This is a genomic window from Micromonospora sp. ATA51, from assembly GCF_016802855.1.
Classification (GTDB): Bacteria; Actinomycetota; Actinomycetes; order Mycobacteriales; family Micromonosporaceae; genus Micromonospora; species Micromonospora sicca.
In genome coordinates, this window is the sequence record NZ_JAEVHJ010000176.1 from 1 (window position 1) to 13,673 (window position 13,673).

Below are 13,673 nucleotides of genomic sequence, written 5' to 3' on the forward strand. Positions count from 1 at the left end.
CGGCAGCTCGCCGACGAGGCGGACCGGCACGGGCAGTGGGCCGACGCGCTCGCCCGGCGGCCGGCGCTGCTGCCGACCTGGTCCCCGCCGGCCCGGGCGGCCGCCGTCTACACCTGCTGCGCGCTGGCCGGGGCGGTGCTGATGCTGGCCATGGTCGTCGCCTCCGGCTTGGCGATGGTCGGGCTCGGCACCCTGTACGCCTCGATGTGCGCCGGCCTGCCGGTGGCGTCGTTCGTCGCCGGCTACCTGGTGCTCGGCCGGTGGGGGCGATCAGTGATCGACGGTGACGCCCCGGCGTCGCGGTTCGTCCCGCTCGGCTTCGTCATCTGCGTCCTGCTGGTGCCGCTGGTCTACTGCGCGTACCTGCTGGCGTTCCGCGTGCTGCGCTGAGCGGGCCGGAGTTCGTCCGCGTCGTCCAATGCCAGCCGGGCCACCTCGGCCGCGCAGCCCCACGAGAGGGTGACCCCCGCGCCCCCGTGGCCGTAGGCGTGCACCAGCCGACGCCCGGGCGGGCTGCCCGGCGCCACCGCCACCCGCGGGCCGCCGTGCCGGGCCGGTCGCAGCCCGACCCGTTCGCCGAGCACCGGCGCGGTGGCCAGTTCCGGCACCAGGGCCATGCACCGGCGCCGGATCGCCGCCGAGGTGGCCGGGTCGGGCCGGGTGTCCCACTCGCCCGGCTCGAACGTGCCACCCAGCACCACGTCGTGCCGGCGCGGGTGCACGTAGGTGATGCCCGCCGGATTGTCCTCGTCGCGGACGGAGGTGGTCAGCCCCGGGTTCGCCACCAGCACGAGCTGACCGCGGACCGGGTGCACGGCCGGGTCGTCGGCGAGCCGACCGGCGGCCAGCCCGGTGGCGTTGACCACCGTCGGCGCCAGGGCGAAGCCGTCGGTGAGCCGGTCGAGCCGGCCGCGCAGCAGCCGCCCGCCGGCGCCGGCGAACCGCTCCCGCAGCCAGCGGAGGTACGGCGGCATCTCCACGGTCGGCGCGGTGAACCGCAACTCCGTCGAGTACGGCCCGGCGCCCGGCGTGGCGACCAGGTCCCCGGTCGCCGCCGCCCACCAGGGCGGGCCCGCCCACGGCCGGCGCAGCAGCATCCGGGTCGGCCGGGCCACCACCCCCGGTACGCCCGCCGCGGCCTGCCGGCCCAGCTCGGCGCGGGTCTCCCGGGCCCAGCGCAGCACCCGCGGGTCCGCCTCGGTGTGGCTGGGATACCAGACCGCGGCGGCCACCGCCGAGACCGTGTCCGCCGGTTCGTCGGCGGCCAGCAGGGTCACCCGCGCGCCCCGTTCCCGCAGCCGCACCGCCGCGGTCAACCCGATGATCCCGCCGCCGACCACCACCACGTCCGCCCTACCCGTCATGGTCAGCCTCCGTTTCCTCTCATGATGCGTGGGTGTGCACATGATTGGATGTCCTACCTTGCGGTGGGACGGTCCCGGTATTACCCGCCGTGGCGGTGCCGGGTTGACGTTTCACGGCCACCGGCCCCGCGAGCGGGGTCTTACGGTCGGCTCCACGTCCGTTTCGCGTCTCCGAGCCACTCCCGGCGACGGTGACCGCCAGGGCGGCCAGGTTCCGTGCGGCGTTGACGTCCCGGTCCAGGACGAGACCACAGGTGGTGCAGGTGTAGGTGCGCTCGGACAGGGCGAGTTTGGTTTTCACTACGCCGCAGCCCGAGCAGGTCTTCGAGGACGGATACCACCGGTCGGCCACCACCAGCCGCCCGCCATTCCACCCCGTCTTGTACGCCAGTTGCCGGCGTAGCTCGGCGAACCCGGCATCGGCGACGCTTCGGGCCAGCCGCCGGTTGGCGAGCATCCCGGCCACGTTGAGGTCTTCCACCACCAGCGTGCCGTACTCGCGGGCGAGCCGGGTGGTCAGCTTGTGCAGACCGTCACGACGCAGATCAGCGACCCGGGCATGCGCCCGGCCGAGCCGGGCATGGGCCCGCTCCCACCGCTTCGACCCACGCCGGCCGGTGCGCCGGTCCGGGCCGACCCGGCGAGACACGCGCCGAGCCAGACGCCGCATCCGCCGGGCGGCAGCGTCCAAATGGCGCGGGTTGGGCTCCACCTCACCGGTGGACAACACCGCCAGATGCGACACACCCAGGTCCACACCGACTGTCGCATCCGGACCGGCCGGTACACCCTGGGCGCGCTGCACCGCGCAGGTGAACGCCACGTACCAGCGCCCACCGTCGCGGCGCAGCGTCGCCGACAAGATCCGGGCGGTGCCCGCCTCAAGCCGGCGGGCCAGCTTACGAGCCGACTCGTGCAGCTTCAACCGGCCCAGCCGGGGCAACACCACATGCTTGCGGTCGGGTTCGACGCGGATGGCCCCGGTGGTGAACCGCACCGACGGGGTCGACCGGCGGCGTGACTTGAAACGCGGAAACCCGACCCGGCGTCCGGCCCGCTTGCCGGTGCGGGAGTCGGACCAGTTCTTCAACCCCCTGGCCAGCGCGTCCAGGCCCGTGTTGAACGCCTCCTTGGAGCACTCCGCCCACCAAGGCGCCACATCGGACTTCGCCTGATTCCACGCTCTACGCAGCGCGGGCAGCGACCAGCCCTGCGTCGGGGTCAGGTCCACCTCGTCGATGCCATAAGTGCGTTCGGCGGCCCGCTGGGCCATCACCGCCTTCACCCGGGCCAGCGCCCAGTTGTGCGCCACCCGCGCCGCCCCCGCATGAGCCAACACCACCCGCTCCTGCCGGGGCGTCAGGTCCAACGCGAACCGGTATGCCTGCACCACACCCAACCGCTCCCGGTCCGCCACGCCCAGCACCCTAACCACCCGATACGACACTCACCCGCAACCACCAACGCCACACCCCCATGGCACCGAGCCGCCGACCACCGGATCCCCCGTCACAACGCACCACCCACACCGCAAGCCACTCCTCCAAGCTCACCAACGCATACCAATGCCTCGGCAACAGTTGACACCCCCGTCGACCGCGCCCGGCGGGCGGCTAGACCCGGGTCGCCTCCCCGGCGGGACGGTGCGGTCCAAGACGCGTCCACCACCCGGATCCGTGACCTGGTCCGCGGCCGGGGCGGCCGGCTCCGGTTGGCGTACACCCGCTCAGCGCGCGGCGGCCGGGTGGACGCGCTGATCGCCCGCTTCCGGGCGGAGAACCCGGAGGTGGAGGTGGTCGCCGAGACCGGCTGGACGGCGCCGAACGTGGCGGGCCTGCTCGCCGGCCGCCTCGACGCGGCCTTCGTCCGCCCGCCGGTGCCCGAGCCGGGCCTGACCTGCCGGATCGTCGACACGGAGGAGCTGCTGCTGGCCGTGCCCACGCGGCATCCGCTGGCCACCGGCCGCCGCCGGCTCGACCGGGCCGAGGTGGCCGGCCTCCCCGCGGTGATGTGGCCGCGGGAGAACGGCCCGGGCATGTTCGACCGCACGATCGCCCAGATCTGGCCGGACGGGAGCTTCCACCTGGTCCGCCAGGAGCCCGACGACGAGCAGTTGCTGCGCGCGGTGGCCGAGGGGGAGGTGGTCGCGGCCGTGCCGGCCGGCCGGGCCCGGGCGTTGACCCTGCCCGGGGTACGGTTGCGCCGGTTCACCGCACCGACGCCGACCGTCGACATCGGACTCGCCTGGCGCCGGGGCGCCACCAACCCCGCCGTACGCCGCCTCGCCGCCCTGCTCGCCGCCGGCTGACGGGTGCCGGCCGGGCCGTTGTCGTGTCAGGATCTGTCCCCGGCCCCTCGGCGTGATGTGGCCGGGGCGGTCGACCGCGTCATGCGGGTAGACGAGGACCAGTCCAGGGGAGGGCGCGTGAGCGCGGCGCAGATCATGGCGAGGCTGGCGGCGGCGGCCCAGAAGCTGGACGAGGCGAAGGCCAAGACGGCCGCCGCGGCGCAGGACGCCGCCGAGGCGCGGGCGCTGGTCGCGGGCGCCCTCGAAGGGGTGGCGGCCGGTCCGCTGGTCGGCGCGATCGACGCGTACCGGCAGGCCCTCGCGCAGGCCGCGCAGGGCGGCGAGCCGGCGAAGCAGCACGTCCAGGAGACCATCGCGAAGGTCCAGGCGCTGGGCAGCTGACCCGGGTCACCGGGCCCGGGCCCAGGTGAGGAAGCGCTCGGTCAGGTTCTCCGGTACGGCGTGCCCGTTGAGCTGGGAGAGCTGCGCGCCGGCCTCGGCCATCAGGGTGCTCAGGTAGACCAGCAGCGCGGTCCGGTCGGCGCGGTACTCGACCAGCAGGGCCAGCCGCGCCGGTTGGCAGGGCCACTCGGCGCCACAGACCCGGCAGCGCCACAGTGGACGCATCGGCAGGTGCGGCCGGGACGGCCGGCTCACCGAGGGCCGCCGTTGCGCCGCCACCCGCCGGCCCGCCAGCGCTGCGCCGGAGTGAGGTTCCCGACGCGGCCGAGGCCGGTGGTCGGGAAGACCTCCGTGGGTGCCGTGGCCCAGGTCGGCCGCTCGTTCGGTGTCCGCTGCCAGGGGATCGTCGGCGCCGGCTGGTGACGCCAGAACAGGAAACGCACGGGATTGCCTCCTTCGGCCGGTGGCAGGGGCCGCCCCGACGTCGTTGGCGAGGCGGCCCCGGCGCTGACGCTGACCGCCGGGCTCCTCGCCTCCACCGGTCGCGCCGTCCTATGGGGACAACACTCCGGCGAGTCGTCGGACAGGTACACCGCGTAGCGATATGGTCGCCGGATATTCGGGACGTCCGACGGAGGGGCCGTGAACGACGCGTTGCGGGTGGCGCTCAACGAGACCGGGTACACGACGGAGGCCCTTGCGGAGCGGGTGGGGGTCGACCCGAAGACGGTCGGCCGGTGGCTCAGCGAGGGCCGCATCCCGCACGCCCGGCATCGCGTCTCGGCGGCCGCGGTGCTCGGGCGGGACGTGGTGGACATCTGGCCGGACACGTCGAGACGTCGTGAGCCGGTCTGGTTCCGTCCCTGGCAGGAGATCGAGCGTGAGGCGGTGTCGCTGCGCTGGTTCGAGTCCCTTGTACTGCCAGGTCTCCTTCAGACCGAGGCCTACGCCCGTGCCGTGCTCAGCGGCGCGGGTCTGATCCCTCGGGGCGACGTCGAGCGGCACTTGGCGGCCCGGCTCGCCCGTCAGGGCGTCCTCAGACGCGACGACCCGCCGCAGTTCACCGCCGTGATCGACGAGGCGATCCTGCGCCGACCCGTCGGGGGCGGGGCGACCATGCACGAGCAACTGCGCGCCCTGGTCGCGGCCTCCGCCGAGCCGCACGTCCGGGTGCACGTCGTGCCGTCCTCGGTCGGCGCGTACGCCGGCCTGAACGGCCCCTTCGTGGTCGCGACCTGCCCGGACCACCGGGCCGCCGGCTACCTGGACAACCAGTTGCAGGGACAAGTGGTTAGCGACCCCGAGGACATCGCGGCCATGATGGCAGCGTGGGAAAACGTGCGCGGCGAGGCGCTTTCCCACTGGCAGTCAGTCGACCTAATCACGGAAGTGGCGGAGACATGGAGCTGAGTGGGGCGCGGTGGCGCAAGAGCAGTCGCAGCAGCGGCAACGGCGGTGCCTGTGTCGAGGTGGCCGACAACCTGCCTGGGGTGGTCGCGGTCCGTGACTCGAAGGACCCGGCCGGCCCGGCCCTGACCTTCACTCCCGCAGCCTGGCGAACGTTCGTCGTCCGGGTCGCTGAGCGGGGCTGACTCTCCCGTACGCGGGAGGAACGGCCGAGTAGGCGTCAGCTCCGCGACCGGGGCAGGCAGCACTTCTTGTACTTGCTGCCTGACCCGCACCAGCACGGCTCGTTGCGGCCCGGCGGCCACGGTATCGGGTCGGCCTCCGCGAGCAGGGAGTCGGCATACTCGTCCACCGTCGTCAGGTCCGTCGGGTCGAGGTCGGCGTCCCGGGCGAAGGTGGCCAGGCCGTCCGCGGAGCCGGCGACGAGCCCCAGATCGGTCACGCCCTCCTCGGCCAGCGCGACCAGGTCGCGCTCGGCCCGGGCCCGGTGGTCGTCCCAGCCGGTCCCGTACGTCTCCGCCAGCGCCGGCCAGCGCAGCAGCAGCGCGTTGAACTCCGGCCGGGGCCAGAAGACGATCCCATGCGGACCGTCGTCGAGCTGGTCGAGGGCTCGTGAGCTGGCGGCCCGCAGCCGGTCGGCCAGGTTGTCGAGGTCGTCGTGGGGCAGCTCCATCTCCCCGCGCAGCCGGTGCCGCTGCTGAACGAGTCCGTACACCATGGCGGCGGTCTGCTGCTGCGACTCCTCCGCCGCGTACGGCCGGTCCGTGCTCCGGTCCAGGAGCTCGCGGACCGCGTCGGTCAGCCAACGCTCGGCGAGGTCGTCGTACCCGACTTCCTCCAGCACCTCGGTCACGTAGATTGCGGCCGGGTCGACGGTCAGCAGCGGGCGCAGCTCCTCCAGCCCTGCCATGGCGTCGTCGACACGGCCCAACCGGTGCAGCAGCCGGGCGCGCATCGCTCTGGAGTAGCCGTCGGGCTCGCCGTGGGTGCGGTAGACGTCGATGGCGCGTTCGGCCAGGGCCAGCGCCCGTTCCGGGTCGTCCTCCTCCCGTTCGACGATCTCCGCGGCGAGGGTCAGCGCGTACCCGAAGTCGCGCTTGTTCAGGATGTGGCCGCCGTCGACCGCGTCGACCAGGCGCGTGACCAGCGCCTCCGGGTCGGGCGCGGAGTACGCGAGGTGAGCGATCTCGTCGAGGTCGTGGCTGCTCAGTAACTCGCTGGAGGGGGTCATCGCACTTCCCGTGATCTGCCCGGACGAATCGGCACAGCGTAACGCCGCCGACCGGTGGCAGAACCGTTGACACGAAGGAGATCCGGCGGTCGGAGCGGTGCGTGACGCCGCCGCGCAACCGATTCATGCGCCCGAAATGCCTGATCGCGCTCCCATCGGGAGTTCACGTTACCCGTCCGTAACTTTTCATTGACGAGCACGAATTGTGACCCGCATCATCGTTCCCACGATCGATCGGATCCCCCCACTCACCGTCCCGGCTCCCCGGGTGCCTCCCACCGGAGGTGCAGCCATGCTGCTCCGAACGATCCTCGCCGCCACCACCGTCGTCACCGCCCTGCTGGTCCCGGCCACCGCCGCCCAGGCCGGCCCCCATCGCGCCACCACCAGCGCCGCAACCACCACCAGCGCCGCAACCGCCGGCACCGCGGCCGGCACCGAGGCGATCGCCGCCGCCGGCGCCAACCCCGTCATCGTCGTCGGGGGACTGATCGGCGTCTCCATCGCGTACGAGCCGATCGCCGCCCGGCTGCGCGCCGACGGCTTCCGGGTCTCCATCTACCAGCTCCCCGGGCTCGGCTTCGGCGACATCCGCGAATCCGCCCGCGCCCTCGCCGCGTACGTCGACCAGGTCCGCGCCGCCACCGGGGCGGCCAAGGTGGACCTAGTCACCCACTCCGAGGGCGGCCTGGTCTCCCGCTGGTACGTCAAGTTCCTCGGCGGCGTCGACAAAGTCGACCACTACCTCAGCCTCGGCAGCCCGCAGCAGGGCACCTACGCCGCCAACATCCTGAAGTTCGTCGGGCTCGGCAGCTGCGCCGGCATCGTCGCCTGCCAGCAGATGTCGATCGGCTCGGACCTGCTCACCGCCCTCAACGGCGGCGACGACACGCCGGGATCGGTGCGCTGGACCACCGTCCGGACCTGGCAGGACGAGCTGGTCTGGCCGATCGACAACGCCGGCCTCGCCGACGGGGCGACCAACGTGCTGATCCAGTCGTGGTGCCCGCTGCGGCTGGTCGGCCACCTCAGCCTGATCCTCGACGGCACCACCTACTCGGTGGTCCGCCAGGCGCTCACCGACGCCGCGATCCGCCCCAACTGCTTCGCCCTGTAGCGCGCCGGAGACGGCCGGCCGCCGAGGTGGCGGCCGGCGTCGCGCGGGTACGAAGAGTCAGGCGGCCTTGGCGAGCGCCTCGAACTCGTCGTCGGTGAGCCGCACCTCGGCCGCGGCGATGTTCTCCTCCAGGTGCGCCACGGAGGACGTACCCGGGATGGGGAGCATGACCGGCGACCGGCGCAACAGCCAGGCGAGCGCGAGCTGCGCGGGCGTCGCGCCGTGCTCGGTGGAGATCTCGTCCAGCGGACCGCCCGGCTTGGCCAGGTTGCCGGTGGCGATCGGGAACCACGGGATGAACGCCAGGTCGTTGCGCTCGCAGTGGTCGAGCACGTCCTCCGCGCTGCGGTCGGCGAGGTTGTAGAGGTTCTGCACGGAGACGATCGGGGTGATCTTCCGGGCCGCCTCGATCTGCTCCACGGTCACCTCGGACAGGCCGATGTGCCGGATCTTGCCCTCCTGCTTGAGCAGCGCCAGCTCGCCGAGCTGGTCCTCCAGCGGCACCTTGGCGTCGATCCGGTGCAGCTGGTAGAGCCCGATGCTGTCCAGGCCCAGGTGGCGCAGGCTCAGCTCGCACTGCTGGCGCAGGTACTCCGGGCGGCCCAGCGGCCGCCAGTCGCCGGGGCCGGAGCGGGACAGCCCGGCCTTGGTGGCGACGACCAGGTCGTCGGGGTACGGGTGCAGCGCCTCCTTGATCAGCAGCTCGCTGACGAAGGGGCCGTACGAATCGGCGGTGTCGATGAACGTCACGCCCAGCTCGTACGCCCGGCGCAGCACCCGGACCGCCTCGGCCGGGTCCTTCGGATCACCCCAGACCCCGGGCCCGGTGAGCTGCATCGCCCCGTAGCCCAGCCGGTCGACCTGGAGGTCACCACCGATCCGGTACGTGCCGGAGGCCTTCGCGGGCTGCTTGCCGGGGTCGATCGCCATGAGCCGCTCCCATTCCTGTTCCGTCGTCGTCAGCGTCCGGTGTTGTTCCCGCAATACGGCGGGCGCAACATCCGGGCCCGGGTTGTGGGCGGAGACACGCCCAGCCGGGGTGGTCGTTTCCGATCCTGCCGCGTCGCGACCCCTGCGGGGACGAAGGGCCCAGCAGGTCGGCTACCGGGCCGGCGCGGGGCAGTTGCGGCGAGCGCCCGCTACGGCGGTCCGGCACGTGCGACGCTGTGCCCGGGTCGGACGTACGTCGGGAGGGGGCGCCATGTCGGGAACGCCGCAGGTCGACTTCGCGCTCGACACGTTCGAGTGCATCGTGCTGTACCCGGGGCCGTCCGGTCGGGCCCTGCCGGACGAGACGGTGCAACGGTTGCAGGCCGAGCACGTCCAGCACATGCGGGCGCTGCAACGGCGGGGCATCCTCCTGGTCGACGGCTCGGTGGACGGGCCGGCCCGCGAGCCGGACCCGCCGATCGGCTTCGGCCTGGCCCGGACCGGCTCGGTGGACGACGTCCGCAGCGTGATGGAGGCCGACCCCGCCGTGCAGGCCGGCCTCTACCGGGTGGACGTGCTGACCTTCCTCTGCCCGGCCGGCTCGCTCGAGTTCCCGCTGGCCAAGACGCAGACCTGAGGCCGGCCTCAGCTCCGGCCTCTGCCGGACCGCCACCGCGGCGCAGTCGACCAGCGCGTCCAGGTCGCGTCGCCAGGTTCCCTCGCCGATGCGTGCGGACGCCGGGGGGCGGCGCGGTGCCGCCCGCGGCCGCCGTGGACCCGCCGCCGGGTGGACTCCAGGAGGACCTCAGTCGGGGCACAAGGGCGAGCGGTACGATTTCGGCCGCGCGGTCGCCGGTGCCCGCCGACATACGATGTTCCGGTGCGGTTCCGTCCGCCCGCTGCGCGGGGATCGCGCCGTTGGACAAAGTTCCGCAGCCCGCAAGGGATCGGCCGGCAGGTCGATCCGAAGGAGAGACTAGCCTGATGGGCGTGACACGCCGCGCGAAGATCGTCTGCACCCTCGGCCCCGCCACCTCGTCCCCCGAGCGCATCCGGGGCCTGGTCGAGGCGGGTATGAACGTGGCGAGGCTCAACTTCAGCCACGGCAGCCACTCCGACCACGAGTCGGTCTACCGCCTGGTCCGCGAGGCGGCCGAGGCGGCCGGCCACCCGGTGGCGATCCTCGCCGACCTGCAAGGCCCCAAGATCCGGCTGGGCCGGTTCGCCGACGGCCCGCACGAGTGGCGCACCGGCGACTCCGTCGTGATCACCGGGGACGACATCCTCGGCACCAAGGACCGCGTCTCCTGCACCTACCGCAAGCTGCCGCAGGAGGTGAAGCCGGGCGACCGGCTGCTGATCGACGACGGCCGGGTCGCCGTCGAGGTCAGCGACGTCACCGGTAACGACATCCGCTGCCTGGTCACCGAGGGCGGCCCGGTGTCCAACAACAAGGGCGTCTCGCTGCCCAACGTGGCGGTCAGCGTGCCGGCGATGTCGGAGAAGGACGCCGAGGACCTCCGCTTCGCCCTCGGCCTGGGCGTCGACCTGATCGCGCTCTCCTTCGTCCGCTCGGCCGAGGACATCAAGCTGGTGCACGGCATCATGGCCGAGGAGGGCGTGTACCGCCCGGTGCTGGCCAAGGTCGAGAAGCCCGAGGCGGTGGACCACCTGGAGGCGATCGTGCTCGCCTTCGACGGTGTGATGGTCGCCCGCGGCGACCTCGGCGTCGAGATGCCGCTGGACCAGGTGCCGCTGGTGCAGAAGCGCGCCGTCCAGCTCTGCCGGGAGAACGCCAAGCCGGTCATCGTGGCCACCCAGATGCTCGACTCCATGATCGAGAACTCCCGGCCGACCCGCGCGGAGGCCTCCGACGTGGCCAACGCGGTGCTTGACGGCGCGGACGCGGTGATGCTCTCCGGCGAGACCAGCGTCGGCAAGTACCCGGTGCTGACCGTCAGCACCATGGCGAAGATCGTTACCACCACCGAGGCCGGGTCGATCGGGGTGCCCCGGCTCCAGCACGACCCGCGTACCCACGGTGGCGCGCTGACCGTCGCCGCCTCCTCGATCGCCCGCGCCATCGGCGCCAAGGCGCTGGTCGCCTTCTCGCAGACCGGCGACACCGTCAAGCGGCTGAGCCGGCTGCACTGCGACCTGCCGCTGCTGGCCTTCACCCCGGTCCCCGAGGTGCGCAACCAGCTCGCGCTCTGCTGGGGCGTGGAGACCTTCCTGATGCCGTTCGTCGAGCACACCGACGACATGTTCCGTCAGGTCGACCAGGCGCTGCTCGGCCTCAACCGGGCCAACCCCGGCGACTACGTGGTGATCGTCGCCGGCAGCCCGCCCGGCACCCCGGGCTCCACCAACACCCTGCGGGTGCACCAGCTCGGCTCGCTGGTCGACGCCGCTTCCGCGCGGGCCCTGCAGTGACCGAGCGTCCGGCTGCCGGGCAGGCCGCGGTCGACCAGTTGCTGGAGGTCCTCGACCTCGAGCACACCGGCGAGATGGCCTTCCGCGGGATGAGCCCGCCGGTCGGCCCGCAGCGGGTGTACGGCGGCCAGGTCGCCGGCCAGGCGCTGGTCGCCGCCGGTCGCACCGTCGACCCGGAACGCTTCGTGCACTCGCTGCACGGCTACTTCGTCCGCCCCGGGGACCCGGTCGAGCCGATCGAGTACCAGGTGGAGAACGTCCGCGACGGTCGCTCCTTCTCGGTACGTCGCTCGGTGGCCCTCCAGCACGACAAGCCGATCTTCTTCATGTCGGCGTCGTTCCAGCGACAGGAGGAGGGCCTCGACCACCAGGCCCCCACCCCGCCGGACGTGCCCGGGCCGGACGACGTGCCCACCATGGCCGACCGGCTCTCCCGGTACCCCGAGCGGCTCGGGATCTGGGGGCAGATCCCGCGCCCGATCGATGTCCGGTATGTCGGCGAGCCCGGCTGGGTACGCCCCGGTGACCGGCCCGCCGACCCGTACCAGCGGGTGTGGATGCGCATCGACGGCAAGCTGCCCGACGATCCGCTGCTGCACGCCTGCGCCCTGGCGTACGCCTCGGACCTGACCCTGCTCGACTCGGTGCTGTCGGTGCACGGTGAGGTCTGGGGCCCCGGCGGTGTGGTGGGGGCGAGCCTCGACCACGCGCTGTGGTTCCACCGGTCGTTCCGGGCCGACGAGTGGTTCCTGTACGACTGCTGGAGCCCGTCCGCCTCCGGCGCGCGCGGGCTGGCCACCGGCCGGATGTTCACCACCGACGGCCGGCACATCGCCAGCGCGGTCCAGGAGGGGCTGCTCCGCCGCGTCGGCGCCTGACCGGCCGGCGACTGTGCCGTGACCGATCGGCCGAGGGTCGCCGGCCCGGGCGGCTGATCAGCGGACTAACCTTGCCGCATGCGTCTCTCCGCCCGGGTCGACTATGCCCTCCGCGCGGCGGCCGAGCTGGCCTCGGTCGCCGACGGCACGGCGGCCGGACGCAGCCGACCGGTCACCGCCGAGCAGATCGCCCGCGCCCAGGAGATCCCGCCGAAGTTCCTGGAGAGCATCCTGCTCCAGCTGCGCCGGGGCGGGATCGTGCACGCCCAGCGCGGTCCGGAGGGCGGCTACTGGCTGGCCCGGCCGGCCTCGGAGATCTCGCTCGCGGAGGTGATCCGGGTGATCGACGGCCCGCTGGCGCACGTCCGGGGTCACCGGCCGGAGGAACTCGGCTACCAGGGCGCCGCGCGTGCCCTGCAGGACGTCTGGATCGCCTTGCGGGCCAGCGAGCGGGAGATCCTCGACCTGGTCACCATCGCCGACGTGGCCAGCGGCTCGCTGCCAGGCCGGGTCAACGAACTCGCCGCCGATCCGCGCGCCTGGACCTGACCCGCGCCTCCGCCGGGGCCGTTCGGCAATTCCCACCAACCGGATAGGGGACTTGACCGGAGCGCCTCCGTGCCGCATTGTCGACCAAGTCGATAGGAGATACCGAAAAGTCAGGGGGCGCTCGTGCGCAAGCTGCTGATCCTCGCTCTGGTCGGGCTCGCGGCGCAGCTGGTCGACGGCGCGCTGGGCATGGCGTACGGGTTGACCTCGTCCACCCTGCTGCTCTTCGCCGGGGTGGCGCCGGCCGCCGCCTCCGCGTCGGTGCACCTGGCCGAGATCGGCACCACGCTCGCGGCGGGAGTGGCGCACTGGCGGTTCGGCAACGTCGACTGGCGGGTGGTCGGCCGGATCGCGGTGCCGGGAGCGATCGGGGCGTTCGCCGGCGCCACCTTCCTGAGCGCCATCTCCACCGAGGCCGCCGCGCCCTGGATGGCCGCGATCCTGTTCACCCTCGGCGCGTACCTGCTGGTGCGCTTCTCCCGACCGCTTCGGGCGAACCGGGCCGCCGGCCCGCTGCGCGGGCGGTTCCTCGGTCCGCTCGGCCTGGTGGCCGGCTTCGTCGACGCCACCGGCGGCGGGGGCTGGGGGCCGGTGGCCACCCCGGCGCTGCTGGTCTCCGGCCGGATGGAGCCGCGCAAGGTGATCGGCTCCGTGGACACCGCCGAGTTCGTGGTGGCGGGCGCGGCCAGCGCCGGCTTCCTGATCGGCCTGGGCGTCGAGGGTTTCCTGCTGCCCACCGTGGCCGCGCTCCTGGTCGGCGGCCTGGTCGCCGCGCCGATCGCCGCCTGGCTGGTGCGGATCGTCCCGGCCCAGCTGCTCGGCGCCACCATCGGCGGGGTGATCGTGCTGACCAACGCCCGCACGCTGATCCGCGCCGGTGAACTGGGCGGTCCGGTCCCGTCCCTGCTGTACGTGCTGCTCGCCGCCGGCTGGCTCGTCGCGCTGGTCCTGGCGGTGCGCGCGTTGCGGCGTACCCGCCTGGCCCGGGCCATCGCCCAGGCCGCGCTCGCCGCCGACGCCGCGCCGGCGACGGTCGCCGCCGAAGCGGTCTCGGCGACGGCGGTCGCCGCCCACG

17 protein-coding genes are annotated in these 13,673 nt (G+C 73.3%); 11 read left to right on the forward strand and 6 right to left on the reverse strand.

All coding sequences use genetic code 11. The features are described 5' to 3' along the window. Positions 1-390: hypothetical protein (locus JNW87_RS23835; protein ID WP_238454422.1), on the forward strand; the 390-nt coding region annotated here is incomplete at its 5' end. On the opposite strand, the gene JNW87_RS23840 is transcribed toward JNW87_RS23835, so the two are convergent. Together JNW87_RS23840 and tnpB are read right to left on the reverse strand one after the other, a co-directional pair. Then, a complete protein-coding gene (locus tag JNW87_RS23840) occupies positions 351-1,364 on the reverse strand; it encodes an FAD-dependent oxidoreductase (RefSeq protein WP_201749658.1) in 1,014 nt (337 codons plus the stop codon). The two genes, JNW87_RS23835 and JNW87_RS23840, sit on opposite strands and share 40 nt — an antisense overlap. 19 nt (positions 1,365-1,383) lie before the next feature. Continuing rightward, positions 1,384-2,781 carry an IS607 family element RNA-guided endonuclease TnpB gene (tnpB, locus tag JNW87_RS23845; protein ID WP_236647852.1) on the reverse strand — a complete coding sequence of 466 codons (1,398 nt, stop codon included), beginning with the start codon at positions 2,779-2,781 and terminating at the stop codon, positions 1,384-1,386. Between tnpB and JNW87_RS39720 the strand changes: the two genes are divergently transcribed. Both JNW87_RS39720 and JNW87_RS23855 read left to right on the forward strand, forming a co-directional pair. Further along, positions 2,692-3,672 carry a LysR family substrate-binding domain-containing protein gene (locus JNW87_RS39720; RefSeq protein ID WP_255544261.1) on the forward strand — a complete coding sequence of 327 codons (981 nt, stop codon included), beginning with the start codon at positions 2,692-2,694 and terminating at the stop codon, positions 3,670-3,672. The two genes, tnpB and JNW87_RS39720, sit on opposite strands and share 90 nt — an antisense overlap. Before the next feature lie 117 nt (positions 3,673-3,789). Beyond that, on the forward strand, positions 3,790-4,053 hold the full coding sequence (locus JNW87_RS23855; protein ID WP_109801921.1) for a DUF6244 family protein: 264 nt from the start codon (positions 3,790-3,792) through the stop codon (positions 4,051-4,053). A 6-nt stretch (positions 4,054-4,059) separates the two neighbouring features. Here JNW87_RS23855 and JNW87_RS23860 read toward each other — a convergent pair whose 3' ends face one another. After that, complete coding sequence (locus JNW87_RS23860) at positions 4,060-4,308, reverse strand: flavin reductase (protein ID WP_236647857.1); 249 nt, start codon at positions 4,306-4,308, stop codon at positions 4,060-4,062. Beyond that, positions 4,305-4,496, reverse strand: a complete 192-nt coding sequence (locus JNW87_RS23865) for a hypothetical protein (RefSeq protein WP_109801922.1) — start codon at positions 4,494-4,496, stop codon at positions 4,305-4,307. Before JNW87_RS23865 ends, JNW87_RS23860 begins: the two co-directional genes overlap by 4 nt. Positions 4,497-4,695: 199 nt before the next feature. Between JNW87_RS23865 and JNW87_RS23870 the strand changes: the two genes are divergently transcribed. Next, complete coding sequence (locus tag JNW87_RS23870) at positions 4,696-5,463, forward strand: helix-turn-helix transcriptional regulator (protein ID WP_109801923.1); 768 nt, start codon at positions 4,696-4,698, stop codon at positions 5,461-5,463. After that, positions 5,454-5,645, forward strand: a complete 192-nt coding sequence (locus JNW87_RS23875; protein WP_109801924.1) for a DUF397 domain-containing protein — start codon at positions 5,454-5,456, stop codon at positions 5,643-5,645. The genes JNW87_RS23870 and JNW87_RS23875 overlap by 10 nt, the downstream gene beginning before the upstream one ends. Positions 5,646-5,680: 35 nt before the next feature. On the opposite strand, the gene JNW87_RS23880 is transcribed toward JNW87_RS23875, so the two are convergent. Then, complete coding sequence (locus JNW87_RS23880) at positions 5,681-6,691, reverse strand: SEC-C metal-binding domain-containing protein (protein WP_109801925.1); 1,011 nt, start codon at positions 6,689-6,691, stop codon at positions 5,681-5,683. Positions 6,692-6,983: 292 nt separating this feature from the next. On the opposite strand from JNW87_RS23880, the gene JNW87_RS23885 reads away from it, so the two are divergent. Beyond that, on the forward strand, positions 6,984-7,808 hold the full coding sequence (locus JNW87_RS23885) for an alpha/beta fold hydrolase (RefSeq protein WP_109801926.1): 825 nt from the start codon (positions 6,984-6,986) through the stop codon (positions 7,806-7,808). Between the two features lie 57 nt (positions 7,809-7,865). Here JNW87_RS23885 and JNW87_RS23890 read toward each other — a convergent pair whose 3' ends face one another. Next, positions 7,866-8,738: an aldo/keto reductase gene (locus tag JNW87_RS23890; protein ID WP_109801927.1), complete on the reverse strand. Its 873-nt coding sequence runs from the start codon at positions 8,736-8,738 to the stop codon at positions 7,866-7,868. A 271-nt stretch (positions 8,739-9,009) separates the two neighbouring features. Between JNW87_RS23890 and JNW87_RS23895 the strand changes: the two genes are divergently transcribed. The 5 genes from JNW87_RS23895 to JNW87_RS23915 all read left to right on the forward strand — a co-directional run. Next, positions 9,010-9,375 carry a YciI family protein gene (locus JNW87_RS23895; RefSeq protein ID WP_109801928.1) on the forward strand — a complete coding sequence of 122 codons (366 nt, stop codon included), beginning with the start codon at positions 9,010-9,012 and terminating at the stop codon, positions 9,373-9,375. Between the two features lie 347 nt (positions 9,376-9,722). Then, a complete protein-coding gene (pyk, locus tag JNW87_RS23900) occupies positions 9,723-11,171 on the forward strand; it encodes a pyruvate kinase (protein ID WP_109801929.1) in 1,449 nt (482 codons plus the stop codon). After that, positions 11,168-12,049, forward strand: coding sequence for an acyl-CoA thioesterase II (locus JNW87_RS23905; protein WP_109801930.1), 882 nt, complete (start codon positions 11,168-11,170; stop codon positions 12,047-12,049). Before pyk ends, JNW87_RS23905 begins: the two co-directional genes overlap by 4 nt. A 78-nt stretch (positions 12,050-12,127) precedes the next feature. Further along, positions 12,128-12,598 carry an Rrf2 family transcriptional regulator gene (locus JNW87_RS23910; protein ID WP_109801931.1) on the forward strand — a complete coding sequence of 157 codons (471 nt, stop codon included), beginning with the start codon at positions 12,128-12,130 and terminating at the stop codon, positions 12,596-12,598. A 123-nt stretch (positions 12,599-12,721) separates the two neighbouring features. Further along, the coding region (locus JNW87_RS23915; RefSeq protein ID WP_238454423.1) for a sulfite exporter TauE/SafE family protein at positions 12,722-13,673 on the forward strand (952 nt) is incomplete at its 3' end.